General features: G+C 44.5%; 23 protein-coding genes and 7 pseudogenes. 16 read left to right on the top strand and 14 right to left on the bottom strand.

The window, feature by feature from the left end; translation table 11 throughout:
• Positions 1-5: 5 nt before the first annotated feature.
• The 7 genes from BN3456_RS10465 to BN3456_RS10495 are packed head-to-tail and all read left to right on the top strand — an operon-like array spanning position 6 to position 14,988.
• Positions 6-563: a DUF1788 domain-containing protein gene (locus BN3456_RS10465; RefSeq protein ID WP_089984089.1), complete on the top strand. Its 558-nt coding sequence runs from the start codon at positions 6-8 to the stop codon at positions 561-563.
• Positions 564-577: 14 nt separating this feature from the next.
• Complete coding sequence (brxC, locus tag BN3456_RS10470; RefSeq protein WP_089984090.1) at positions 578-4,129, top strand: BREX system P-loop protein BrxC; 3,552 nt, start codon at positions 578-580, stop codon at positions 4,127-4,129.
• 12 nt (positions 4,130-4,141) lie between these two features.
• On the top strand, positions 4,142-7,609 hold the full coding sequence (pglX, locus tag BN3456_RS10475; protein ID WP_089984091.1) for a BREX-1 system adenine-specific DNA-methyltransferase PglX: 3,468 nt from the start codon (positions 4,142-4,144) through the stop codon (positions 7,607-7,609).
• Between the two features lie 12 nt (positions 7,610-7,621).
• Positions 7,622-10,234 (top strand): BREX-1 system phosphatase PglZ type A, encoded by a 2,613-nt coding sequence (pglZ, locus tag BN3456_RS10480; RefSeq protein WP_347458042.1) that lies wholly within the window; start codon positions 7,622-7,624, stop codon positions 10,232-10,234.
• Positions 10,235-10,261: 27 nt separating this feature from the next.
• The gene (brxL, locus tag BN3456_RS10485; RefSeq protein WP_089984092.1) at positions 10,262-12,325 is read left to right on the top strand and encodes a protease Lon-related BREX system protein BrxL; all 2,064 of its coding nucleotides are present in this window, start codon (positions 10,262-10,264) and stop codon (positions 12,323-12,325) included.
• 15 nt (positions 12,326-12,340) lie between these two features.
• A complete protein-coding gene (locus BN3456_RS10490; protein WP_089984093.1) occupies positions 12,341-14,140 on the top strand; it encodes a GmrSD restriction endonuclease domain-containing protein in 1,800 nt (599 codons plus the stop codon).
• An 11-nt stretch (positions 14,141-14,151) separates the two neighbouring features.
• Entirely contained in the window at positions 14,152-14,988 is an 837-nt protein-coding gene (locus tag BN3456_RS10495; protein WP_089984094.1) for a hypothetical protein, read from the top strand.
• A gap of 686 nt (positions 14,989-15,674) precedes the next feature.
• On the opposite strand, the gene BN3456_RS16600 is transcribed toward BN3456_RS10495, so the two are convergent.
• From BN3456_RS16600 to BN3456_RS10515, 4 genes are all read right to left on the bottom strand, one after another.
• The gene (locus BN3456_RS16600) at positions 15,675-15,857 is read right to left on the bottom strand and encodes a hypothetical protein (protein WP_207644099.1); all 183 of its coding nucleotides are present in this window, start codon (positions 15,855-15,857) and stop codon (positions 15,675-15,677) included.
• Positions 15,854-16,183, bottom strand: coding sequence for a CD1107 family mobile element protein (locus BN3456_RS10505; RefSeq protein ID WP_089984095.1), 330 nt, complete (start codon positions 16,181-16,183; stop codon positions 15,854-15,856). Before BN3456_RS10505 ends, BN3456_RS16600 begins: the two co-directional genes overlap by 4 nt.
• Before the next feature lie 193 nt (positions 16,184-16,376).
• Positions 16,377-16,700: a DUF6618 family protein gene (locus tag BN3456_RS10510; protein WP_089984096.1), complete on the bottom strand. Its 324-nt coding sequence runs from the start codon at positions 16,698-16,700 to the stop codon at positions 16,377-16,379.
• A 21-nt stretch (positions 16,701-16,721) separates the two neighbouring features.
• Complete coding sequence (locus BN3456_RS10515; RefSeq protein WP_089984097.1) at positions 16,722-17,099, bottom strand: helix-turn-helix domain-containing protein; 378 nt, start codon at positions 17,097-17,099, stop codon at positions 16,722-16,724.
• A gap of 200 nt (positions 17,100-17,299) precedes the next feature.
• Here BN3456_RS10515 and BN3456_RS16475 point away from each other — a divergent pair, with 200 nt between their 5' ends.
• The 8 genes from BN3456_RS16475 (at position 17,300) to BN3456_RS10555 (ending at position 21,969) form a co-directional block, all read left to right on the top strand.
• Positions 17,300-17,425, top strand: coding sequence for a hypothetical protein (locus tag BN3456_RS16475; protein WP_278280293.1), 126 nt, complete (start codon positions 17,300-17,302; stop codon positions 17,423-17,425).
• Between the two features lie 389 nt (positions 17,426-17,814).
• Positions 17,815-18,687: a recombinase family protein gene (locus tag BN3456_RS10530; RefSeq protein WP_089984100.1), complete on the top strand. Its 873-nt coding sequence runs from the start codon at positions 17,815-17,817 to the stop codon at positions 18,685-18,687.
• Positions 18,688-18,832: 145 nt separating this feature from the next.
• Positions 18,833-19,042 (top strand): helix-turn-helix domain-containing protein, encoded by a 210-nt coding sequence (locus tag BN3456_RS10535; RefSeq protein ID WP_089984101.1) that lies wholly within the window; start codon positions 18,833-18,835, stop codon positions 19,040-19,042.
• Between the two features lie 35 nt (positions 19,043-19,077).
• A complete protein-coding gene (locus tag BN3456_RS16480) occupies positions 19,078-19,200 on the top strand; it encodes a hypothetical protein (protein WP_278280296.1) in 123 nt (40 codons plus the stop codon).
• The gene (locus BN3456_RS10540) at positions 19,200-20,222 is read left to right on the top strand and encodes a virulence RhuM family protein (protein WP_207644100.1); all 1,023 of its coding nucleotides are present in this window, start codon (positions 19,200-19,202) and stop codon (positions 20,220-20,222) included. Before BN3456_RS16480 ends, BN3456_RS10540 begins: the two co-directional genes overlap by 1 nt.
• 181 nt (positions 20,223-20,403) lie before the next feature.
• A complete protein-coding gene (locus BN3456_RS10545; protein WP_089984103.1) occupies positions 20,404-21,048 on the top strand; it encodes a DNA-3-methyladenine glycosylase family protein in 645 nt (214 codons plus the stop codon).
• Positions 21,045-21,623, top strand: coding sequence for a bifunctional transcriptional activator/DNA repair enzyme AdaA (locus tag BN3456_RS10550; RefSeq protein WP_089984104.1), 579 nt, complete (start codon positions 21,045-21,047; stop codon positions 21,621-21,623). The genes BN3456_RS10545 and BN3456_RS10550 overlap by 4 nt, the downstream gene beginning before the upstream one ends.
• Positions 21,616-21,969: an antibiotic biosynthesis monooxygenase family protein gene (locus tag BN3456_RS10555; protein WP_089984105.1), complete on the top strand. Its 354-nt coding sequence runs from the start codon at positions 21,616-21,618 to the stop codon at positions 21,967-21,969. The genes BN3456_RS10550 and BN3456_RS10555 overlap by 8 nt, the downstream gene beginning before the upstream one ends.
• Positions 21,970-22,033: 64 nt before the next feature.
• Here the strand turns inward: BN3456_RS10555 and BN3456_RS10560 are convergent.
• From BN3456_RS10560 to BN3456_RS10585, 7 genes and pseudogenes are all read right to left on the bottom strand, one after another.
• A pseudogene (locus tag BN3456_RS10560) lies at positions 22,034-22,270 on the bottom strand (hypothetical protein); the annotation flags it as partial.
• A gap of 207 nt (positions 22,271-22,477) precedes the next feature.
• Complete coding sequence (locus BN3456_RS10565; protein WP_347458043.1) at positions 22,478-22,699, bottom strand: type II toxin-antitoxin system RelE/ParE family toxin; 222 nt, start codon at positions 22,697-22,699, stop codon at positions 22,478-22,480.
• Positions 22,696-23,004, bottom strand: coding sequence for a type II toxin-antitoxin system RelB/DinJ family antitoxin (locus BN3456_RS10570; RefSeq protein WP_089984106.1), 309 nt, complete (start codon positions 23,002-23,004; stop codon positions 22,696-22,698). Before BN3456_RS10570 ends, BN3456_RS10565 begins: the two co-directional genes overlap by 4 nt.
• A 95-nt stretch (positions 23,005-23,099) precedes the next feature.
• Positions 23,100-23,264, bottom strand: a complete 165-nt coding sequence (locus tag BN3456_RS15925) for a hypothetical protein (protein ID WP_176699170.1) — start codon at positions 23,262-23,264, stop codon at positions 23,100-23,102.
• Positions 23,261-23,637: pseudogene (locus BN3456_RS10575) on the bottom strand (hypothetical protein). Before BN3456_RS10575 ends, BN3456_RS15925 begins: the two are co-directional and overlap by 4 nt.
• A 3-nt stretch (positions 23,638-23,640) precedes the next feature.
• Positions 23,641-24,069, bottom strand: a pseudogene (locus tag BN3456_RS10580) (major tail protein); the annotation flags it as partial.
• 90 nt (positions 24,070-24,159) lie between these two features.
• Positions 24,160-24,390, bottom strand: a complete 231-nt coding sequence (locus BN3456_RS10585) for a hypothetical protein (protein ID WP_141654514.1) — start codon at positions 24,388-24,390, stop codon at positions 24,160-24,162.
• A 149-nt stretch (positions 24,391-24,539) separates the two neighbouring features.
• Here BN3456_RS10585 and BN3456_RS16320 point away from each other — a divergent pair.
• Positions 24,540-24,668: pseudogene (locus tag BN3456_RS16320) on the top strand (AAA family ATPase); the annotation flags it as partial.
• A 397-nt stretch (positions 24,669-25,065) separates the two neighbouring features.
• Here the strand turns inward: BN3456_RS16320 and BN3456_RS16325 are convergent.
• The 3 pseudogenes from BN3456_RS16325 to BN3456_RS10605 all read right to left on the bottom strand — a co-directional run.
• Positions 25,066-25,206, bottom strand: a pseudogene (locus tag BN3456_RS16325) (DUF2800 domain-containing protein); the annotation flags it as partial.
• 50 nt (positions 25,207-25,256) lie between these two features.
• Positions 25,257-25,423 (bottom strand): annotated as a pseudogene (locus BN3456_RS16330) (phage portal protein); the annotation flags it as partial.
• Positions 25,424-25,542: 119 nt separating this feature from the next.
• Positions 25,543-25,759: pseudogene (locus tag BN3456_RS10605) on the bottom strand (terminase large subunit); the annotation flags it as partial.
• Positions 25,760-25,787 lie beyond the last annotated feature (28 nt).

Raw genomic sequence — 25,787 nt, forward strand, 5'->3', positions numbered from 1 at the left:
GCAGCATGGCACCTATAAAAGAGCGCTTAGATAATCTGCGCGAGCACATTCAGCAGCCGGAGTTTCTCGAAGGTAAAGGCCTGAGTAACGAGGTTAATATCCGCATTTTCTGCTATGATGCCGCAGATGAGATGACTGTCAGACAGTTCATCAACCAAATAACCACAGACCAGACGATTGCCTGCCACCTGGTGGAGTGCAATCTGTACCAGACATTCTTGTCCCTTTGCGATGACATCGACATTACAGATGCCATCCCTGACATGGAAGACAGCGATGGAAAAACCTTCTTGCTGGAGCAGCTTCATTCTGCAATTGGCGAGGGTGAGTTCATCGAAAAAATACAATATGAGCCACATAGACCTGGCGATATTCTGATGCTGACCGGCGTGGGTGATGTGTTCCCGTTCATGCGTGTTCACTCCCTATTGGAAGCATTGCAGCCGCACTTCTCTGACATTCCGATTTTGGTAATGTATCCGGGAACTTTTGATGGTAACTATGTAAGGCTGTTTGATAAGTTGACACCGAATCCCTACTATCGGGCATTCAATGAAATATAAAGGAGGCCAATTTCATGAGAATACAAAATATGTTCTTTGATGACATCAACCGTCCGATTAACGGCGTTATCAAAGTAGACCAGGACTCTATGGATATCGTCGAGCAGGAAGTTCGAGAGTATGTCATTACGAAGGAACTGAGGAAACATTTCTCGGCCTTCTTCAATTACTATAGTGACGCCTTTGATGTTCCTACCGCTGATATCGGTGTATGGATTTCCGGTTTCTTTGGAAGTGGTAAATCTCACTTCCTGAAAATGCTGTCCTATATTCTGGAGAACAAGGCCATAGGCGATACCAACACCGTGGAGCTGTTTCGTCAAAAGTTCGAGGATGACCCTGCCACCTTCATGATGATTGACAAGGCCACCAAGTGCGATACAGAAACCATTCTGTTCAACATCGATATTGAAGGTTCCATTAATAAGGACAAGACCGCTGTTATGCGTGTGTTTGCTAAAATGTTCTATAACCATCTTGGATTTTATGGTGAGAACCTGAAGGTCGCCATGATGGAATATTACATCGAGAAGAGTGGTAAAACCGAGGAGTTCCGCAAAGTGTTTGAGGAGAAGAAGGGCAAGCCGTGGGTGGAGATGCGCCGTGCATTTGCATTCAATGGTAAGTTCATCATCCCGACTCTGATGGAAGTGCTCGATATGAGCGAGGACGATGCGAAGAACTGGTTCAACGACAAAACTGCCGTAGAACTGTCTATTGCACAGCTCGTCCGTGATATTAAGGAATATGTGGATAGCAAGCCGAAGAACTTCAGATTGCTGTTTATGATTGACGAGGCTGGTCAGTACGTTGGTACCGATACAGATATGCTGCTTAACCTGCAGTCCCTCACCGAGAAAATCGGAAGCGAGTGTGAAAGCAAAGTGTGGGTATGCTGCACTGGTCAGGAAGCCATCGACGAGATTATCAAAGTTCGTGCAGATGAGTTCTCCCGTATTCAGGCCCGCTTTAAGACCAGACTTTCTTTGACTTCTTCTTCTGTAGATGAAGTCGTACAGAAACGTATCCTGAAGAAAACTCCGGAAGCAACCTCTGAACTGAATGAGGTATACGACCAGAATGATTCTGTTCTGCGCAACCTATTTACCTTCAATGGAGCCCAGCTTGACATTAAGGGCTATGGTGGTGCAAAGGAATTTGCAGTCAACTTCCCGTTTGTGCCTTACCAGTTTATTGTTATGCAGAAGGTATTCAACGAAATCCGTAAGCATGGTAATGCCGGTAAGCACCAGTCCAACGGTGAACGCTCTATGTTGTCTGGTTTCCAAGAGGCAGCCCAGAAGATTCAGGATAGAGATGAGTACGCTCTGGTGCCGTTCTTCCGCTTTTATGATACCGTGCATACATTCCTCGACAGTTCCATTCGTCGTGTCATCGAGCGCTGCGAACGTGCCGCCGACGCAGGCGATGGTATCGAAGCCTATGATGTTGATGTTCTGAAGCTGTTGTATCTGATTCGCTATATTGACAATGATGTGCCTGCCAATCTGGATAATATCGTAGTCCTCATGGCAGACGATATCCGCGTGGATAAAATTTCCCTGCGTGAGACTGTGCGTGATTCCCTGAATCGCTTACTGAGCCAGAATTATATTGGCAGAACCGGTGAGACCTACAACTTTCTGACCGATGAGGAGCAGGATATTCAGAAAGCTATTAAAAACGATACTTCTGTAGATACTGCTGCCATCGTGGAGCGTATTGCGCAGATGATTTTCGCTGACATTTATACAACCAAGAAATACCGCTACGGCAAATATGACTTCGCTTTTGACCAGATGGTAGACGGAGTGACCGTTGGTGCAGTCACTGGCGGTATGCGCCTGAAATTCCTGACTGACGCCACCGATGCAGCAGAGAAATCCAAACTGCGCCTGATGACGGAATCCACAGGACAGGCCATCGCGGTACTGGCAGAGACGGATTATTATAATTCTCTGGAACAGGCCATGAAAATCCGTAAGTATGTGAAGCAGAGAAATGTGGCTCAGCTTCCGAAATCCGTGCAGGACATCATCCGTGACCAGCAGGATGAGGCGACCCGTTTGGAGACTTCCGTTACAGAGGAACTGCGTAAGGCCATTGTTGGAGCTGAGTTCTATGTAGCTGGAGAGCATATTGAAATCAAGGCAAATGACGCGAAAGTAAAAATTGACCAGGCACTGGAATATCTGGTTTCCCATGTGTACAGTGACCTTGACTTGATTGACCAGAATGTTGAATCCGATGCTGATATTCTTGCTATTCTGAATGGTACTGTTACCATGATTCCAGGCACTGAGCCTAACCGGGATGCAGCAGCTAAGATGGAAGAATATCTGGAGGTGCAGCACCGTAAGAATCTGCCGACCTCTATGGCAGATGTGCAGAGCCGTTATCAGGCTATTCCGTATGGTTGGCGCGAGATTGATATTGCAGCAGTTGCAGCTCGTTTGATTTACGACCAGAAGGTCACCATCAAGTATGCAGGCACCACCATTCAGCCGAATAATCCGAAGCTGCCGGATATGCTTCGTAAAAAGAGCGAAATCGGCAAGACCAGCATCTCCAAGCGTCAGGTGGTTTCCATCACCAAGATGAAGGAAGTCAAAGAGTTCCTCCGTGAATACTTCGATGTGATGGACGTACCGGATGACGAAGATGGCCTGATTGCCTTCATTGTAGATAGATTTACGAAACAGAAACAGCACTACGAGGAACTGAATGCCCGCTATGCAGGGCACAGCTATCCTGACCGTGCACTGGTTTCTACAGCCATCCAGCTGATGGATGATGTGCTGTCCCAGCAGAAGGATAACATTGCCTTGATTGACCGCGTGGTGAAGAAGGAAGACGAGCTGGATATCAACCGCGAGAAGATGCAGCGCGTAGAGGCATTTTTCAAAAATCAGGTGACTGTATTCGATGCAGCTGTACAGATGGAAGCTGACTTGCATCACGATTTGGATTACCTTTCCCATGAACCCGAATCCAATACGGCCCTGAATCAGATTCGCCTTATCTGCATGGTGAACACAGGCAACAACTTTGATTACAAGCGCATCCCAGACCTGAATGGTCTGATGAACACGGTTACCGAAGGCCATGACCGTCTGCTGAAAGCAAAACGGGATGAACTGTTGGAAATTGTCCGTCAGTGCATGGAAGCAATCCATACTGCGCAGGGTGGCAATGCTGATGTTCGCAATATCATCCAGACAGCTGATACCTTCTATTCCCAGAAAAAGCAGCAAATCAATGAACTGAAAAGCCTCGCATTGCTCGACGGCCTTCTGCCTCCGATGTTGCAGTATAAAGATACTACCGTGGACAGGTTGGAAACAGCAAACAGGCCGCCAGTGGCACCTCCAAAGCCTTCTGTAGGCTCGACCGGCGGTGGCGTGACGCCTCCGGCACCAAAGAAGGTATATAAGCAACTCAATCGCTCCATCGTATTCCCTGCAAAGCGTCTGGAAACGGAAGCAGAGATTGATGACTATGTAGAGAAGATGCGCAGCAGCCTGAAACAGCTTTTGAATAACTGCGATGGCATCCAGCTGAAATAAGAGGAGAAAACAATGGACAAGAATGCGATAAAAAAATACGCAGTCTGGGCACGGCGAGAGCTTATCTCCCGTGTTACCCAGAAAGCGCTCCAATATGGAATTACTGAAAAAGAGATGCAGCCAGCCGACGCTTCCAGTGTGAACGGCGTTGTTCTGTCTGCCAAAGAGAAAAAACAGCGCCAGGCCCTGATTGCCAAAATAAGTGCCGAGGGCTTTGAACAGGTCATGGAAGAAGTGGCCTATACATGGTTCAACCGTTTCTCAGCCCTGCGGTTTATGGAAGTGAACGGCTACCTGCCTACCCATGTGCGTGTGTTCACCGATGAGGAGAATAACTTCAAACCACAGATTCTGGCAGAGGCTATCAATCTCGAAATCGAAGGTCTGGACATGGAGAAAGTCTATGCCCTGAAAGACGCCAACGATAACGATGCTCTGTTCAAGTATCTGATTATCACCCAGTGCAATGCGCTGAGTGCGATTCTACCCGGAATGTTCCAGAAGATTGATGACTACACCGAGCTTCTGTTCCCGGACAACCTTTTGCGTGAGGGTAGTGCCATTGAGCAGATGATTGCCATAATACCGGAAGAAGACTGGCAGGATGCTGTGCAAATTATCGGTTGGCTGTATCAGTATTATAATGCAGAGAAAAAGGACGACGTTTTTGCCGCCCTTAAGAAGAACGTTAAAATCACAAAAGAAAACATTCCTGCCGCAACCCAGCTATTCACACCGGACTGGATTGTCCGCTACATGGTGGAGAACTCTCTGGGCCGTTTGTGGCTGGAGGGTCATCCGAATGAAGAACTGAAATCAGAGTGGAAGTATTACCTGGATGAAGCAGAGCAGGAACCGGATGTTCAAGCCCAGCTTGCGAAAATTCGTAAAGAGTATGAAGGTTTGAAGCCGGAAGACATCCGCTGCATCGACCCATGCTCCGGCAGTGGCCATATCCTGGCCTATTTATTTGATGTGCTTGTGCAGATTTATGAAGCCTACGGATATACTGCTCGTGAGGCAGCAGCCAGCATCGTGGAGAACAACCTCTATGGTCTGGATATCGACGACCGAGCTGCGCAGCTTGCAAACTTTGCAGTTATGATGAAGGCTCGTCAGTATGACCGCCGTTTCTTCAGCCGTAGTATTCAACCTCATGTGTATGCAATTGTAGAAAGTAACCATGTGGATGCCTTTAATGTGGACTATTTTGCAAATGGTGATGCTGGACTGAAGAAGGCTATTACTACGATAATTGATGAACTTCACGACGCTAAGGAGTATGGTTCTATTCTGACCATTACACCGCAGGATTGGACAGCGATTTATACGAGGTTTGATGAAATTAGAGAAGATATCAACATTGCTCGTGATTCGACTTTGAATGAACTTTTGCCGATTGTGGGTGTGGCCCATGAGATGGCACAAAAATATGATGTTGTTATTACAAATCCACCATATATGGGTGGAACGGGAATGGACGATAAGTTGATTTCGTTTATCAAAAGAAATTATGATAAATCTAAAACAGATTTGTATTCTGTATTCATTGAAAGATGCATTGATTTTTCTCGCAAGGATGCATTTATCGCAATGATTACACAGCATGGTTGGATGTTTCTTTCCAGTTTTGAAAAGATGAGAGAGGATTGCTTAAACAGTAGCATTGTCAATATGGCCCATTTAGGCCCGAGAGCATTTGATGAGATTGGCGGCGAAGTTGTACAGTCTACAACATTTGTGATGAGGAAAACAAATTGTGATGACTACATTGCTACATACCTACGACTTGTTTCCTATCCATCCGAAAATGGCAAAGCCACGGAGTTTTTTAACAAGAATAATTTGTACTGTTCAAATCAGTCCAATTTTTTGAGAATTCCAGGAAAACCGTATGCTTACTGGAGTAGTGAAGCAGTTATTGGTGCCTTTTCAAAGGCGGCCCCATTAAGTAGTATTGCGGAGCCGAGACAAGGAGTTAAGACTCTGAATAATGATTTGTTTTTGAAATTTTGGTTTGAAGTTTCTCCAGAAAATGTCGACTACAACTGTTCATCCATAGAAGAATCAGTTTCTACTGGGAAGAAGTGGTTCCCGTATAATAAAGGTGGCAGTTATAGAAAGTGGTTTGGAAATAATGATTATGTGGTCAATTGGGAAAATGATGGTCGAGATATGAAAAAATTGGCTGTTGAAAAGTATCACTCCGTAACAAGAACTATAACTAATATTAGCTATTTTTTCTTGCCGGGATTGACTTGGTCATCGCTTTCTTCTGGAAACATTTCTTTAAGAGCATTTGACAAAGGATTTATCTTTGATTCAAAGGGGTCATCGATGTTCTTTACGGATAGAACGATAGAAAAGTATGTGTTGGCGCTTGTTAATTCGAAAATTAGTATGAAGTTTCTTGAATTTCTAGCACCCACATTGGACTTCAATATAGGCCCTTTGTCCAAAATTCCTGTGTTAATTGATAAAAGTAGCGTTTCCTCAGTTGATGAGATTGCCGATAAGTGCATTGGGCTGGCAAAAGATGACTGGGATGCATTTGAAAATTCTTGGGATTTTATTCGGCATCCATTAATTAGTGATGATTCGATATCAGAATCTTTTTCAAACTGGGAGGCAAAGTGCAACAAGCGTTTCAGTACCCTCAAAGCCAACGAAGAAGAACTAAACCGTATCTTTATTGACATTTATGGCTTGCAAGACGAACTGACACCGGAAGTGGAGGACAAGGACGTTACGGTTCGTAAAGCTGATTTGCAAAGCGACATTAGAAGTTTCATTTCCTACGCAGTCGGATGCGTGTTCGGTCGTTATTCTTTGGATGTGCCAGGGCTTGCTTTTGCAGGTGGAGACTGGGATGACAGCAAATATACGACTATCCCGGCGGACAAAGATAATATCATCCCAATTTGCAACGACGGTGATTATTTCGAAGATGATATCGTAGGCCGTTTTGTTAAGTTTGTTGAAGTAGTCTATGGAAAAGAAACGTTGGATGCAAATCTGAAATTTATCGCCGATGCTCTTGGCGGCAAGGGTCAGCCCAAGGATGTCATTCGCAACTATTTCTTGAATGATTTTTATGCTGACCATTGCAAGATTTATCAGAAGCGCCCGATTTATTGGCAGTTTGACTCCGGCAAGAAGAACGGCTTCAAGTGCCTGATTTATATGCACCGCTATCAGCCGGATACCATTGCACGTATCCGTACCGATTATGTCCACGAGCAGCAGGGGCGTTATCGTACTGCCATCGCTGATTTGGAGAAGCGCATGGAAGGTGCATCTACCAGCGACCGTGTAAAATTGAGCAAGCAGCTGGCAACCTTGCAGGCGCAGGCAGCAGAAATACATGACTACGAAGAGAAAATTCACCATCTTGCCGACCAGTATATCTCTATCGACCTCGATGATGGTGTGAAAGTGAATTATGCCAAGTTCCAAGATGTTCTGGCAAAAATTAAGTAAGGAGGTGGCAGAATGGCCAGCATGGATTTACAGACAATTACAAATGACCTGAATAGGCGGTTTGCTGCGCCTCTGCCGGAGTTTTATAAACGCCGCATTATCTTCTGGTACGACGATGACCGGGAGTTTGAAGATTTGCTGGACGAGCTTGGGCTTGAGAACGCGCAGCTTCTGGCCCTGACTGGTACTAACAACTTTGCAGCGAAGAAGCTCCTTGCAGTGGATGATACCACCAGCAACTTCCTTGTGTACTGCCCGCTCAGCTATGATAAGCCGGAGGATAACTGGCTCATCAATATTGAGATGTATAGTGAGGAATTTCGCGCAGACCTTAACTCCATCTGGATGGATGAGATGGGGCTGCCGAATAACCCAACCATCCGTAGAATGGTAAAGGGATACCGTAAGTTCTTTAATAATATTGACCGGCGTAAGACGGTGTCGGCACAGGCTGCGAATATTGCTACAGCATCCCAGCTGCATCTTGCTGTGATGGCAGCGATTTGTGGTTCTGGAGATATGCAGCCATCCAGTATTATTCGTGCGGTACTTGCACAGTCACTGGATTTGGAATCGAACACAATCTATCAGGATTTCGTAAAGTATGGCGCACAGAATCCGTTCTGGGTGATGGTATCGCAGGCAACCGGATATACCGAAGGCGATGACAGTGACCTTGGTCGTTTGGCAACCCATATCCTGCTGACAGCAACGACTCGCACCATGCGCTCGGAGCATCTGGCAGGCTTGGACGGCTTTATTTCTACGCCACACCAGTCCTATTGTTATGACCTTGTTTCCGATTGGCTTCAGAGCAACGACAGAGAGAGTTTGTACCATATTGCACGCTTTGTCGAAGATGAGGCACGGCTGCCGCAGCGTTTCCTGAAACTGGATGTGAACGACCTTGTGGGAACAGAGAGCTTTCCGTGCATCAATGAATGTATCTTGACCATTTTGATGAAGGAAATTGGAGACTACATTATCAATGTGGATACGATTACTGCAGTGGTTGAGAAGCGTCGAGCGATGGCGTGGTATGACGCAGTTTCCTGCTATTACGAAGGCTTACTGCAGGTAGCCAATATGCAGGCGTTTTTCCATGACCATGCATCCGGTTTCCACTTGGCACAGCCAAAGCAGGTGTGGGATGCCTATACCAGTGATTACTATAAGATGGATACCTACTATCGCCAGTTCCACCTTTGCTTTATTCGCAGCTTGACGGTTTCTAATACCGTGCTGGATGACTTGTTTAAGCATGTTGTGGAAAAGGTCGAAGGGCTTTATAATGGCTGGTACTTGAGCCAGCTCGGAAATAACTGGTCAGATGTTTGTGCAGAGGAATTGGCTGACTATGGACGCATTTTGGAAGTCAATCAGCAAGAGAACTTCTACCGTTCCAATGTGGCAAATGCGGATAGCAAAGTCTATGTGATTATTTCGGATGCCTTGCGCTATGAAGTAGCTGCGTCTCTGGCAGAACAACTTCGTCGTGAAACACAGAGCAAGGTTTCTCTGGATAGCATGGAGGCCATCTTCCCAACCATTACCAAATTTGGTATGGCAGCGTTGCTCCCGCATAAAGAGTTGGGTGCTGTACAAAAGCAGAGCGGGTTGGTTTCCGTTTTAGCAGATGGACAGTCTACCGAGAGCAACAACCGTGACAAATTGCTGAAAGGTGCCCATGTGCAGAGTGTGGCCCTGCAGTACAAGAATATCATCGGTATGAAGCGTGCAGACCGGCAGGCCTTAGTAAAGGGAATGGACGTGGTTTATATCTACCATGATAAGGTGGACGAAGCCAGCCATACTTCCGATACGATGGTATTCCCGGCCTGTGATGATGCTATCACGGAAATTAAAAATCTGGTGCGTATCATCTGTAACGACTTTGGTGGTACCCACATTTACATTACTGCAGACCACGGCTTCCTTTACACCTACAGCCCTCTGACTGAGGATGACAAGGTGGACAAGTCTGGTTTTGCTGACCGTATGCTGGAATACGGCAGACGTTTCTGTCTGATGCAGCAGGGCTCCAATCCTGATTATTTGCTTCCTGTCAAATTCTTAGAGGGCAAGACGGATATGGAGGCTTATGCGCCGAGAGAAAATATCCGTATTAAGATGAGCGGCGGAGGTTTGAACTTTGTACACGGTGGTATCAGCTTGCAGGAGATGGTGGTGCCAGTGATAGATTATCAGTACCTGCGTAACCAAAGCAAGGTATACCAGCGCAACAAAGACAAGTACGATACCAAGCCAGTCGAGCTGAGCCTTCTTTCTGCTACACGCAAAATCGTGAATATGTTGTTCTCTCTGAATTTCTATCAGAAGGAACCAGTCGGCGATAACCGCTCGGCTTGTAATTATCAGCTGTATTTCACCGATGCCGCCGGAAAGCAAATCAGTGATACCGTGCGCATCATTGCAGATAAAACCAGCGATAACGGTCAGGAGCGTACCTTCCGGTGCAGCTTCAACCTCAAGAGTTTAAAATACAGTAACCAAGACAGCTACTATCTGGTCATTGCAGATGAATCCGGTCTGCAGGCACCGCAGCGTGAAGAGTTCCAGATAGATATTGCTTTCGCACTGGATGAGTTTAACTTTTTCGGATAATGGGTGCGAGCATGGAGGTGCAGATAAATGGAACAGAATGCTGCGAGTGAATCGACTCGTGACGAAATAAAAGAAAAGCTCCGTCAAAACTTTGATGGCAAAATTGTCCGCAAAGACCTGACGAAGAAGATAAAAGAGGGAGCCAATGTACCGGTCTATGTCCTGGAATTTTTGCTGGGCCAGTATTGCAGCTCCGATGATGATGTAATCATCGAACAGGGCGTGCAGAAGGTAAAGCGCATCCTCGCAGATAATTTTGTGCGCCCGGATGAGGCACAGAAAATCCTGTCGAAACTTCGCAGGAATGGCAGCCATACTGTTATCGACATGATTACAGTGAAGCTGGATATTAATAAGAATCGCTTCTTTGCCGAGTTCTCTAACCTCGGCTTAGGAGGCGTACCTATTGAGGACGAGTATCCGGAGAAGTTTGACCGTCTGCTTTGTGGCGGCATCTGGTGTATCGTCCAGTTGAACTATGAATATAACGAGGAAGATAAGAAAAACGGCTATCCGATTCAGATTTCCAAGTTGACGCCGATTCAGATGCCCCATGTAGATATTGATGAGCTGAAGGCTGGTCGTAAGGCATTCACTAAAGAGGAATGGATTGATGTTTTGCTGCGTTCCATCGGTATGGAACCAGACGAGCTGGAGTATCGTGAGAAGTGGCTGCTGCTGACCCGTATGATTCCACTGGTGGAGAATAACTTCAACCTGTGTGAGCTGGGGCCGAGAAGTACCGGTAAATCACATCTGTATAAGGAAATCTCACCGAACAGTATTCTTGTATCCGGTGGACAGACGACCGTTGCAAATCTGTTCTATAACATGGGCCGTAAGACGGTCGGTCTGGTAGGCTTGTGGGATTGCGTAGCTTTTGACGAGGTCGCCGGTATCCGATTTAAGGATAAAGACGGCATCCAGATTATGAAGGACTATATGGCATCCGGCTCCTTTGCCCGTGGCAAGGAGGAAAAGGCGGCTTCGGCATCAATGGTATTTGTAGGCAACATCAACCAGAGCGTGGATGTGCTGCTCAAAACCTCCAGTCTGTTTGACCCATTCCCGGCAGAGATGGGCACTGATACCGCATTCCTTGACCGCATGCATTGTTACCTTCCGGGCTGGGAAATCCCGAAGTTCCGACCAGAGCACTTCACAGATGACTATGGTTTTATCAGCGACTATTTGGCTGAGTTCATTCGTGAACTGCGCAAAGAGCAGTATGGGGATAGCCTTGACCATTATTTCCGGCTGGGCAAAAATCTCAATCAGCGAGATACCATTGCTGTTCGTAGAATGGTAGATGGCTACTTGAAGCTGGTATATCCTGATGGCGTGTTTACAAAAGAAGAGCTGGAAGAAGTGCTGCAGCTTGCATTAGAGATGCGTCGTCGTGTGAAAGAGCAGTTGAAAAAATTAGGCGGTATGGAGTTCTACGATGTTAATTTCTCTTACATAGATACAGAGAATTTTGAAGAACATTATGTTTCCGTACCGGAGCAAGGTGGCGGCAAACTTATCCCAGAGGGAATGTGCAATCCGGGACAGGTTTACACGGTATCACGTGGCAAGTCCGGTATGATTGGTGTATTCCGTCTGGAAAGCCAGATGCTGCCGGGCAACGGTAAGTTTGAGCGCACGGGCATTGGCTCTGACCGTGATTGCAAGGAAGCCACAAACACTGCGTTCAACTTCCTGAAAGCAAACAGCAACCGTATCAGTGGCTCCATCAGCACGACCATGAAGGATTACATCATTAACTTTCAGGACTTGCAAGGCATCGGTATGACCAGCACGTTGGCAATGCCAACATTGGTGGCATTGTGTTCCATTGCAGTGGGCCGTCCGGTGCAGAGCTCTATGGTCGTACTTGGTGAGATGAGTATCAGCGGCACATTGATGAAGGTGGAAGAACTGGCCAATACGCTGCAGGTATGTTTGGACGCAGGCGCAAAGAAAGTATTGCTGCCAGCGACTTGCTTCACCGATTTGCAGGTGGTGCCGGTTGACCTTGCCACAGCATTCGACTTCATTTACTATAAAAGCGCAGAGGAAGCCGTCAGAAAAGCACTCGGCGTAGAATAACAGAGGAGGTACAGCATGGCGCAGTTTGACGTTTACAGCACGTCTGTACAAAATATCATAAGTTGGATTAAGTCGGGAGAAATAGCAATTCCTGAAATTCAGAGACCTTTCGTGTGGGATTCTTCAAAAGTGCGTGACTTGTTGGATTCGCTCTACAAGGGATTCCCGATTGGCTATATTATTGTATGGAAAAATCCTGATGTTCGGCTGAAGGATGGCACTATTTCCATCGGTAAAAAGATTTTGATTGATGGTCAACAGCGCGTGACGGCATTACAAGCGGCAATCGCAGGTATGCTGGTTACGGATGCCAATTATAAGCGAAAACCTATCCGTATTGCGTTCAATCCGCTTACGGAGGCATTTGAGGTGTTGAACCCGGCGATTGAAAAGGATTGTAAGTGGATACCGGATATTTCTAAGGTTTTTGAACCTACATTTGAGGAGTTCCAGTTTATTATCCAATATTGCAAAGATAATGACCTGGCGGGACAGGAAGGTGCCATCTCCAAGGTTATCAGTAAGTTGAAGAAAGTGCTGGATATCAGCCTTGGTGTAACGGATTTGAATCAAGGGCTTTCTATCGATGAGGTTACGGATATTTTCATTCGCATCAATTCTCAGGGTGTTGTGCTATCACAGGCAGATTTTGCAATGTCCAAGATTTCTGCTGATGACAAGTACGGTGGAAATGAAATTCGTAAGATGATTGACTATTTCTGCCACTTCATGCAGCGTCCGGCTGACTATGAAATGATAGCTGAGAATGACACTGATTTTTCCAAGACCGATGCCATGCAGAAAATCAAGTGGGTCGTAAAGGAAACAGAAGATATTTATGTGCCGTCCTATACAGATGTGCTGCGAGTGTCCTTCACTCATAAATTCAAGCGAGGTAAAATTTCCGATTTGGTCAGCTTGTTGTCAGGCCGTGATTTTGAAACCAGAGAGAACTTGGAGACGATTGCCGAAGCATCCTTTGCTACCCTGCGTCAAGGCGTAGAGGCATTTGTAAATCAGACGAATTTCCAGCGATATATCATGATTGTAAAGTCAGCAGGTATTATCGATGCCTCGTTGGTTCGTTCACAGAATGTGCTAAACTTTGGATACATATTGTATCTCACTCTGAAAGACCAGAAGATGGATGCAGGTCTTATTGAGAAACTGGTAAGAAAGTGGCTTGTGCTCTCGATGTTAACGGGCCGTTATTCAGGCTCTGCGGAGTCTGCAATCGATTATGACATCAAGCGTTTTACGGAGCAAGACCCGGTACAGTTTATCAAGAACACGGAAGCCGGTGAGCTGTCCGACGCCTTCTGGAATAGCGTTCTTGTTACCAGACTGGATACCTCTGTGGCAAGCAGCCCATACTTCCTTGTGTTCTTGATGGCGCAGGTAAAGGCTGGCTCCAGAGGCTTCCTGTCAGAACAGATTGATGTGAAGGCTTTGATTGAGCAGCGCGGTGACATTCACCATATCTTCCCGAAGAAGTATCTGCAGAAGAATGGCGTCAATAATAGAAAAGACTACAACCAGATTGCAAACTATGTGTACACGCAGTCTGAAATTAACATTAAAATTAAGGACGATGCTCCTTGCGAATACATGAAATTGATGAAGCAGCAGATTGCAGGCGGCGACCTCTCTTATGGTGGTATTACTGGAGAGGACGACTTGAAACGTAATCTTGCCGAAAACTGTGTGCCGGAAGAATTTATGGACATGGACATCTGGGGATATCCGGAGTTCCTTGAAAAGCGTAGATTTCTGATGGCTCAGTTTGTGAAAAAATACTATGAAGCATTGGATTAGGAGGAGGTAGAATGTTCATTGATACGCACTCAAAAGAAAGCATGGAAGAAACATTGTGTGCTTTAATGAATATTACAACAGATGAGCTATATACAATTATCGCTGAAATCAGAGACAGAGCAGGTGATGATTATGATGTATGGAAAAGCGGAATCAGAGACCTTATAAATCAACATCTCCCAGATAGCTTACCTGATGAGATTTTATTGTTCCATTTGGCTCGTAGACTTCAGGGCACCGAAGATGATGTTGTTGCTCGAAATCTCTTGAATTTGTTGACCACAGAAAACACGTTCAGTAAAGTTCTAAAAGAGCATAAGGTTGAGTTTTATGAAGAAGATGGTCATATTGAGACTGTCTACAATGGGAAAAAAGTGGACTGGGAAAGGTGCTGGAATGGTAATTCGAGTTATATGAAGTCTCGCCTTGGATATTTTAAGGGAAGAGAAGATTATTGTTTTAATGGATTTGCTTTTAAGGACTTACTATATAAGAATAGCTATGCCAGAAATCTATCTGGCGTTCCGGAATTTATAGGACAATTGATTGAGTGCCTTGGATGCAGAGAATTAGGCTATTATTTTATGGAGCACAGCAAATACTACTGCTATGAATATAAAATTCCAATAGACAGGGTTATGTTTGATGACCATGATTCTTACTCTACTGGAATGAAGCAGAAATATTTAATTGAATGTGTCATTGAACGCTTGCGTGATTATGTATATAGCAATCCACGCTATATGTATGACCATGAAAATCCTGTTCTAAGGTTAGCAGATGATGACATACTCCCAGCTTCCTATTTCGTGTCTAAAGAAATTATCACGGGAGATATGCTTAGGTGAACCTATGGCACTTTTCAATTTTGCCCCACTTTTTAATTTTACCTATTTTGACCGAAAGGAGGCCCGGAAAATATGACAGCAACAGCAGCAATGGCCCGTCCCAAAGCACCTTTTTATAGGAGCAGGACGAGCCGGAATTATCGAAGAACCGCTGAAAATGCCTTATTTGCTGGGCTTTTTCGGCCTTTTTACTACAGAAATCCTTGTATCAAAAACGTGGTCTTGATTGACTTGGCTTGATATAGAGGCTACATCTTGATGGATATGTATGATGACTTCGTTACGGTGAGCAACACATGGAAAATTCGAATGAGTTGGTGTGAGCTGTTGCAAATTTTGCAACAGTTGCGGTAAGTTGAGACGGTGAAAACGGCAAGTTGAGACGATTGCGGAAAAAGCCTATATTTCCTGCTGCATATAATATAGGTACAAGCGTGCCGATAGATATGTTCCCGCAAACGAAAAATCGTCTTGATATGTTTCCGCCAACAGGCAGCGACTACCCCGATAACCTGACATCATAATCGAGGTATCGAGCCATGTGGAGACGTGCGTACTTTTATCCCACAAAAACCCACAAACATCTCCACCGTCCTTATAAACAGGAAAATTGAATAAAATAGACTTCAAAGGCAATTCAACCTCGTCACATGGGAAAATCTCTATTTCTTTGATTAACGAAGAAATCAGAGATTTTTCTCTTCCTGGCTGATTTTATCATATACCTTATCAAAGTTTTCCAGTAGGGTGTAGATGTTTTCCAGTGTGATAGCATCTTGCTCCACGGCTTTGCGGCGCAGTTTTACATCTTCAATCTTTTCTTCCAGCTCTACAATGGTGTCGTACAGTCCATCAAGACGGAGGGTCATATCGTGGAGCTTGCGTTCTCTAAAACGGGTATCTTCCGGCAGACTGTCAATTTCATTTTCAAGACGAGTTTTATTGAGTTCCACTTCTCTAAGAATGTACCGCCGCCTAAAACACCTACAATCAAAAGCAGGGCAAGCATACCCATAGAGTTATTTTTCTTTTCGGGTTTTTCTGGCTCGGGTTCCTCTGAGGTCTTACCAGAGCATTTTGTCAGATCGTTTTTGCATACGGGGCAGGAGGTGTTGACTGCTCCGGCAGTACATTTATCGGTGCAGGAGCAAATCTCCGGCACAGGGGTGGCACTATCATCTTCAATGAGTGCCATGAGGTCAGCCTCGTCTACAAGGTTTGTTGTTTTTTAAATTAAAAGATGCTGCTTTTTTCAGATTAAATGTGGTGTGAATTGCATAGAACAAATGAAGCAATGCAGGCTACAGGAAGCTGTTTCATCACTTTGTTTTCCTTTCGAAAATATTTATGCGGATTAAAAGAGGGTGAGCCCCCCCCCACCCTTTGGTTTATTTATAATCATGCTTGGATAGTTCGACCAATGCATCTACGATACTTATAGTATCCACTTGAGATATGTCCGGATAAACCGTTGTCAGCCGCTCAAGGTTCCAGAAACGATCGGACAGACCGGCAAGTTCCGTCCCTATACCCCAATTAGGAACGCAGATAAAATTGTTATAGCTGTGTGCACCAATAATTGCATGAAATGTACTTCCCCGGGCACTGATGTTAATTTCAATGAATTTAGAACAATCCAAAAAGGTGATCTCCCCTTTCCAGATGGCCGGATTCATATGTTTAGTACCATGACATTTATAAAACAGGCTCATATCGGCTCCTCCTATCCGGGTTCACAGTCGTCCATGTTTAATGCTGCCGTTATCTTGCAGCTGTCTGAAAATGCCTGCGGCGGACATTCTTGGGTAGTTGCTTTTCAGATAACGTATCTGCTCCTGCAGTTCGTCATCTAACTTTCTTGGTTTGCCAAGGTCTGCGCTTCCCCTGGGCAACAGAGAATCAAAACCATCCTTTAAATATCCACGGTACCATTTTTCAATGGTGCCTTGGGCGTAATGTTTGATTGTGCCATCTGGAGCAGCTGCCCCCTTAAGAGAAGCTGCACGAAAGAAAGCCTCAAGGGAATCATAATCATCCTGAAGGCCTGTGATGAGCGGTGCGATGGTTGAGTAGCGCATCAGGGCAATGCTTTGCTTTTTTTCTTGATCCATAACCGGGTCCTCCTTAGTTTTTCCTTAAGTATAAGGAGAACTGAAATGGATGTCGTGTCAGGCTATGTGGTATCTGCAAAAAGAATGTCAGAGGTTCTTCTAATCTGCATGAACTGCCTTTTATAGCTTTTAAGACACTGCGAAATTAATAAGTACAGAGGGGAAAGGGTTATCTTTTCTGAAAGCAGCTTTTGCTTCCAATGACGAAGATACGGATGGATGATATACCGGCAGTTGCTTTCTGTAACGGAACTGTTGGCTTCCATGACGGAAGTCGGCGGCTCCTGGCCTATATAGGCAGATATGATGTCAACCTGAGCTTTTAAGGAGTGCTGCGAGTATGGAACAAACGATGATAAAATAAGTGCATGAGTGTGCCCGCAGGATTTACAGATCACGCGGCAGATTCGAAAATGGAGCTTGTCTTCAGAGACCTTTATATAACGATCATAATAGCCATGGACAGAAAGGCAGCCAGCTTGTCCGCAAGGACAAGTCAGACGGTGAAACTGAAGTTTAGAAATAATATCATTATAAAAATCTGGAGTTATAGGATTGTATTCTTCAACTTTAAGGGTTATCATAGTGGAGTAGGGAGTTATGGATTTATCCATGACTGTATTGCAAAGGCAGGAAACCAAACTTTGGTCGGGGAGGTTCCTGCTTTTTATTTATAGTGACCAGACTATGATAACAAAAGGCACAGGATAAAACAATGATTTACAGCAATCCGAGATGGCACGCAAGTACCTTAAAGAAGATTCTGACCAATGAAAAGTATATGGGCGATGCCCTTCTTCAGAAAACCTATACGGTGGACTGCCTTACCAAAAAGAGAGTTGCCAATGACGGAACCGTTCCTCAATATTATGTGAACAACGACCACGAGGCGATTATTCCAAGGGAACTTTTTGCAAGAGTGCAGGAAGAGATGAAGCGCAGGGCAAATATACGGCAGGGCGTGGATGGGAAAAGACGTGTTTACAGCAGCAAATATGCTTTGTCCAGCATTGTCTTTTGCGGGTATTGCGGCGATATGTACCGCAGAACCCATTGGAATAATCACGGCAAAAAGCAGATTGTCTGGAGATGCGTTACAAGGCTGAATGCTCCGGGAGTTGAGTGTCCGGCAAGGACGCTGTCAGAGATACAGCTTCAGAATTTAGTTCTGGAAGCAATCAATAAGGTGCTGGGCGGTAAACAGAGAGCCATCAAGGTTTTGGAAACGAATATCTCCGAGGTGGTTGGCAATGCTCACATTGAGGAACTGGAGCGCATCAAACAGCAGATTGAAAAACAGCAGACGCTCCTTGTGAAAATGATGGCGGCATCAGAGGATTATTCCAAGGTGGTGGATAAGATTTATGCCCTGCAGAAGGAGCAGGAAGAAGCGATGGCGGCTAATGTAAATTACAAGGCAGGAAAAGAACGGATTCAGGAGATGATTGAATATCTTAAGTCACAGCCGAAACGGGTCACTGCCTATGATGAACAGCTGGTGCGAAAGCTGATTGAGAAAATAACGGTGTATGATGACCATTTGAACTTCCTGTTCAAGTCAGGGATTCAGATTGAGATTAAAGGATAACAAATAGAATTACAATAATAGGCATTCTGCAGGAAAGCGGGGTGCTTATTTTTTGGAATGCATTGAAAAGAATATAGAAATGCGGTATAATAAATTATCTGATAAGTGTAATTTGTTAAAAACAGTGCAGACAGAGGAGAATTGTATGATAAAAAATAATATAGAAGTGGACGTAAAGGTAAAATGTATAGAGAGCGGCATGACACAGGCACAGCTTGCGGAGAAGATTAAAACAACAAGCCCGTATGTCAACCGCATCATTAAAAAGCAGGACGGTGTAGTGAACAAGACCTTTGTGCAGATGCTGGAAGCCCTTGGGTATGATATTGAACTAACCTATGTAAAGAGAGATTGAAATTTAAAATCGGTTATTTGGAAAGGAACTATATTATGGGTGATTTGATACCTTACCGCCGTGGACTTTACAGAATGAAGCAGTTTTATGAGCTTTACAAGGACGATGAAAAAGTGTCATCACTGGTGACACAATTGAACTGGACGAACCATCAATAATGAATAACGGGAGGAGTACTATAGTGGACAATCATGGAGAAATGCTGATTTATCAGACCGAAGATGGTTTGACTAAAATAGATGTTAATATGCAGGATGAGACAGTGTGGCTGTCTTTGGAACAGATGTCAGACTTGTTTCAAAGGAACAAATCTACCATATCAAGGCACATAAAAAATATTTTTGATGAGGGTGAATTGGTAAGAGCATCAACTGTTGCAAAATTTGCAACGGTTCAGAGTGAGGGAAATAGGCAAGTTGAAAGAGTGATTGAATATTACAATCTCGATGTTATCATCTCCGTGGGTTATCGTGTAAAATCACAGCGTGGCGTGCAGTTTCGTATATGGGCAACAAGTATTTTAAAGGAATACATCAAAAAAGGTTTTGCGATGGATGATAACCGCCTAAAGGAACTGGGCGGAGGTGGATACTTCAAAGAACTGCTAGAACGGATTCGTGATATCCGGGCATCAGAAAAGGTATTTTATCGTCAGGTTCTGGAAATCTATGCAACAAGCATAGACTATGATCCCAAAGCGGAGGTTTCTATTCAGTTTTTCAAAAGAGTACAGAATAAAATCCATTATGCTGTTTCCAGGGAAACGGCGGCAGAGGTGATTTACCATCGTGCGGATGCCGAAAAAGACTTTATGGGATTGATGTCATTTTCGGGAGAACAACCGACTCTGAAGGAAGCGAAAATTGCAAAGAATTATCTGAATGAAAAAGAACTTCGGGCTATGGGACAGGTGGTATCTGGATATCTTGATTTAGCGGAAAGACAGGCGGAGCGGGAAATACCTATGACAATGGAGGATTGGGCAAAGCATCTGGACGGGATTTTGACTTCCACAGGAGAAAATCTTCTCACTGGAAATGGCACGGTCAGTCATTTGCAGGCGATGGAAAAGGCTCAAACCGAGTATAAAAAGTATAAAGCTAAAACACTCAGCAGTGTAGAAAAAGATTATTTGGAAAGCATTAAGCTGTTGGAACGAAAAGGGAAACAGCCCAAATAAGTTATCCAATAAATTGGGATACCTGCTCGCTTGGAATTGAAACAAAACAGATAAAAAATATAAAGATTGATTAGAGTATCTAATCGGAAGTTAATGAAATCAATATATAGAATTAGATTTCCAAAAACGAAAAGAAATTATTGCCCCAAAGTGCTATTCTTTCGTTGTGGAGGTGAAGCATTTGTACTTTAATTATGGAGAAAAAGAAGTAGATTATTTGAAATCTAAGGATAAAAAATTAGCAGCGGTCATTGACCGAATTGGACATATCGATCGTAAAATTGATGTCGATTTATTCTCATCAGTTGTCCATCATATCATTGGGCAGCAAATCTCAACTGCAGCGCAGGCAACCATATGGAATAAATTATCTGATAAAGTTGGCGATGTAAGCGCTGATAGTATCTCGTCGCTGAATCGTGATGAATTGCAGTCCATAGGTATAACATACAAAAAGGCGGACTACATTTTGGATTTCACCGAAAAGGTCAGGGAGGGCTCCTTTGATATATCGGCTCTGGATCATATGACAGATGAACAGGTAATTCAGGAATTGTCTTCTCTAAAAGGGATTGGCGTTTGGACTGCGGAAATGATCATGACATTCTGTATGCAGCGTCCCGATGCGGTCAGCTATGGAGATTTGGCTATTATACGGGGAATGCGTATGCTGTATCGTCATAAAGAAATAGATAAGGCAAAGTTTGAACGATACCGAAAAAGATATTCCCCTTATGGTACAGTTGCCAGCCTTTATCTATGGGCAATCGCAGGAAGTGCAATTCCTGAACTTACTGATCCTGCACCAGCGAGGAAAAAATTATGACGGAACAGGAAATGTGGCAGGCAGTTTTGAACAATGATGCGGGATATGACGGCGTTTTCTTTTACGCTGTAAAAACGACAGGAATATACTGCCGTCCTTCCTGTAAGTCAAAACCACCCAAAAAGGAAAATATCTGTTTCTTTGAAACATCAGAACAGGCAAGAAAAGCCGGATTTCGTCCCTGCAAACGCTGTAGAAGTGACTTAATCGACTATCAGCCTATGAAGCAGATCGCCGAGGATGTAAAATGCAAAATTGAAAAAGTTTACCGTGAGCAGGCTGATTTGTGCCAAAAATTGAATGAGGTCGGCATCACGGGACGGCGGCTTGCTGATATTTTTAAGGATGAATACGGAATGACACCAAAAGCCTATGCCGACCATCTCCGATTAGCAGAAGCAAAACGGCTTTTGAAGGACACCGATAAAAAAGTGATTGATATTGCCTACTCGGTTGGATTTGGCAGCTTATCAGCGTTCTATAGCTTTTTCAAAAAAGAAGAAAAGATCACGCCGTCTGAATACCGGAGAGAAAGTAAAACCAAAAAGAGAACAGGAGATTTTCGACATGAGTAAAGTGATTGTATTGTTTGAAGTAAAACCCACAAAGGCGGGAATGCAAAAATACCTGGACAATGCCGCAATGTTAAAGCCTATGTTGTCCGGGTTTGAAGGATTTATTCGTGCAGAAAGGTTTACAAGTCTGAACGAGGAAGGAAAATTGTTGTCCATGAATGTCTGGACGGACGAAGCGGCAGTAGAACGCTGGAGAAATGTGATGGAGCATCGTATGTGCCAAAAGGAAGGAAAAGAACAACTGCTTGAAAGCTACAAAATTACAGTGTGTTCGGCTATTCGTGAGTATACGGATGTGGATAGAGACGAGGCACCTAAAGATTCCAATGAGTATATGGAAAAATAGATGGTGTAGAAAAGAGGTGTAAAGCTAACTTATGACTGCTGATATAAATGGTGGTGCAAAGACTGGCTGCTGTTTTCAGCGTTTCCAGCTTGGTTTTGGTTTCGGCAACAGCATCACCGAGCAACTTGTGCTTTTGGTCCAGCAGTTCAGTGTTACCGGGGTCGAGCTTCAGCAGTTTTTCCACATCCTTGAGCTGGGCCTGCGAATTCTTGACCTCGGAGTTGACACCTTTTAAGGCTGTTTGTAATTTGGTGGTATCGCCGCCAATCTCAACAGTAATACCTTTGATTCTGTTTGCCACGATAGCACCTCCTTCCCGTGGGCATAAAAATAGCCCGGATTTCTCCGAGCATAAGAAAAGCACCTGCCATTTCTGACAGATGCTTCTGGATTGATTCAATTACATTTTTGTGTACTTTTGAAGCTGTGCTTCAATGTCACGCCCACCATACATAACACGAATAATTGTAACGACAGCTTTTTCTGCATCCGGAATGTATAGGACGCATTAGTTGTCTACCGGCATGATACGAAGGCCGCGACTGTGCCAAGGTTCCTTTTCGTATTGACGGAAACGTTCAGGCATTTGGTCGAGCTTCATAATATTTTCTTCCAGACGGTCAAGCTGACCACTGGCGTTTTCGGGAGATTGCAATTTGTAGGCGATATATTCATAAATGCCACGAAGGTCAACATCCGCTTGTGCTGAAATTTCTATTTCAAAAATCATAAGTTATAGTCCTTGCGGATGTTTGCAAATACTGTTTTTGCTGGTTTGGTGCGATCAGCCTTCATGTCCGCATATCCTTTCTCCAATTCTGCATTCATTTCAGCTTCAGATAAGGTGCTCATATCCACAGGACACGCAGACGGCATCTTCACTTCAAAAGGAAGTCCTCTCTGAAGAATGATTTGCTTGTAGAACATATTGATAGCGTTGGAGGCAGGAATGCCAAGTGCAGAAAGGATACCTTCTGCCTGCTCCTTTACGTCGGGTTCGATTCGTGCGTATAAATTCGCTGATTTTGCTGCCATAGTGCATCGCTCCTTTCAGTTTTTCTTACATTTATATTATACGCTGTTGTCAGCACAATAGCAATACAAAAATAACAAAATTTATTTTCCGTTCATCAGAAATTATCGAAATTCTTTTGTGTTGCAACTTCTCTGTACTTATAATCGTCGTTCCGGCTCTCTGAGTACATATCGTTGACCATGCCAATCGTGAGTAAATCCAAGTCACGGATGGACAGACCAAACTGTACGCAGCGGAGCAGGAACAAGGGAGTTGTCATTTCTCGCTCAGTTGAGCGAAGTTTTTTTTAGACTGGACATCCGTCTGGGTGTTCAGGCCCCACAACTGGATGAGCTGCGGTAACACCTGATAGATTAAGAAGGTGTTGAAGTCATCCAGCCAATCCTCCGGTGAATCAAGGATAGAAGGGTCAGCGTGTTTCGCCATGATATAGGCGATGTTCTCGAACATCTCAAGGGAGAACATATCCAGATTGGAATCCCCTCACTGCCGTCGCCGACGGATTTCTCCAAGGAACGAAGGTCTTTGTAAATGTCACGATGGAACCGCATTCTATAAATACGGGGAATGGCAGCAGAGGCCTTGAAAGATACCTGCTTACCGTCAATCTCAATATTCTGTTTCATGCTCATGGCTTAACCCTCCTTCACAGCAGTGGCCTTGATCGCCGTAGTTGCTTTCGTAGCAGCGGTAACGGCTTGTGTTGCAGGCTCAGAAGGCTGTGCTTCCTCCGCAGTCGGCATATACACAGCACTATACCAGCCCTGATATACGGCATCCGTAGTCACGTCGCTGGTCTTTGCTTTGACATAGCCATTGGCAAGAGGCGTAGCAGTCAAGGCAAGAGTCGCGGTCTGCACTTCGATTTCATCCTCATTCGTCTGAGATTCGATGCTCGGACGGCTTGCCGCGCAGTTATACAGGACATGACGGATTTTTCGGACATCACCGTCGAACTCGAAGAGCAATGCAAAGTTGGCAGTCTCCACGTTGGCGTTTTCTACCAACACCTTGTTGGCATCCAGCGTCTCCTTCAGTACATCCGTGCGGAAGCTCTCAGGTACCATGTTGTTTGGTGATCTCCCCTTTCCAGATGGCCGGATTCATATGTTTAGTACCATGACATTTATAAAACAGGCTCATATCGGCTCCTCCTATCCGAGTTCACAGTCGTTCACTGCCTTCATTACGCTCTCTGTTGTAATAAGATCCGCCTTATTGCTGTCCCCAATGAGCATACTTGCATTGCAATACTTGTTTATCAGTCTTGGCGTGCCATCAGCGGCATTTAGGATTGCCTCAATAGCGGCATCCTCAAAAACAGCCTGCACCTTTGAACTTTTCCTGAATATAGTAACGTCCTTCATCTTTCGTAATGCCTTCAAGGTTATAATTCATTACAATACGCTGTTTAAGTGGTTCGTGTATCCCGAGTCCCAGGGTAGAATTAAGCTTTGGGAGTCCAGTCAGAAGAACGGCTGCGCGGTCACGGGAATCCATTTCAAAGTTAAAATTATATGTAATTACTGATAAACTTAATTATAAATTCGATTCCATGAGTCCTATGTCATTGGTGCTTGTAGGGCAAACGGAATTGTGGGATAAACTTCGCTTACAGCGATATGCCGCTGTAAGACAGCGTATTGACATCAACTGTGTTCTTCCGCATCTGGTCCGTTATACCATCGAACATGAAATGCTGGGAGGTGATATATAAAATGGAATTCATCTGTCAATGCAAGAGGAAGCAGCTTTCATCTGCTTGTAGGTAAACATGCTTACGGTAATTATCTCTGCATTCCCAACTGGGGCATCGGAACAGAATTATCTTTCTTATCGGATCAATTCTGGAATACAGGACGTCTAAAAACGGAGTATCCAGAGCTTTCAAATCCCGATGTTATCAGCATCGTGAATGCTTTGGCTACCATTGGAAGACAAATTGAACTATGGGATGACCGGCGGGGAGACCTGACGAAAATCCAGGCAACACAATGACAGCATCTTGAGCTGATGGAAGTCATGTAGCATGAGCAGCTTGGTGACAGCTCAGGAGATCATTAACATTTAAAGTCATACTGAGCAATCATAAGGTTGGCTTCAGCTCTAGCACGACATTCGTGTTTGGCCTTACAGAATCCACACCATTCACCACAGAGGAAATTTCCATCTCCGGCAAAAGCAAGGTCTGTAGTAGGTTTTAGTACTTCATCAGTCTATTTGTACAGGTCGTCTTTGCCAATCTCAAAAGCAGAAGGAAGTATAGCGGATGCTCCGGCTGCTTGTGTTTCCCCCATTTTCTGTGTATTGAAAGTCATTTAGCGGTAGCTCTGCAATTGCCTCAGCAAGTACACGCACGTAGGCATATACCGCAGTAGTCTGCATGGCAGTTCTTTCTGTAACAGTATTTCCGGATGACGGATCTTTTTCAATAAATTGATAAAACAAATATCCCCTTTTTATCATAGACGAATTCACTGCTATCAAACAAAAAATGATAGGCACTGCCTCGGAAAAGAACAGGCATCCCACTTCTACATAGGCATCCAACGAACTGCCTGTTTGACCCATTGATTCAGACTCAATTGCCGGCGTGGGATCAACCTTTCGTCCCTCTAGGAGATCCAACGCTTTCTGATGTGTCTTAAAACAAATAGAATTGGTATCTGTCCCTGCTGTTGTAATCAGGAAATACAAAGGCTGCGTTCTGGCATCTCCGGAACCTTTTGTCATAACGTCAAAAAGCTTTCGGTTTTAATTGCTCCTTTACCGATTTCAACGA

This window comes from Clostridium sp. C105KSO13 (assembly GCF_001517425.1).
Classification (GTDB): Bacteria; Bacillota; Clostridia; order Lachnospirales; family Lachnospiraceae; genus Muricomes.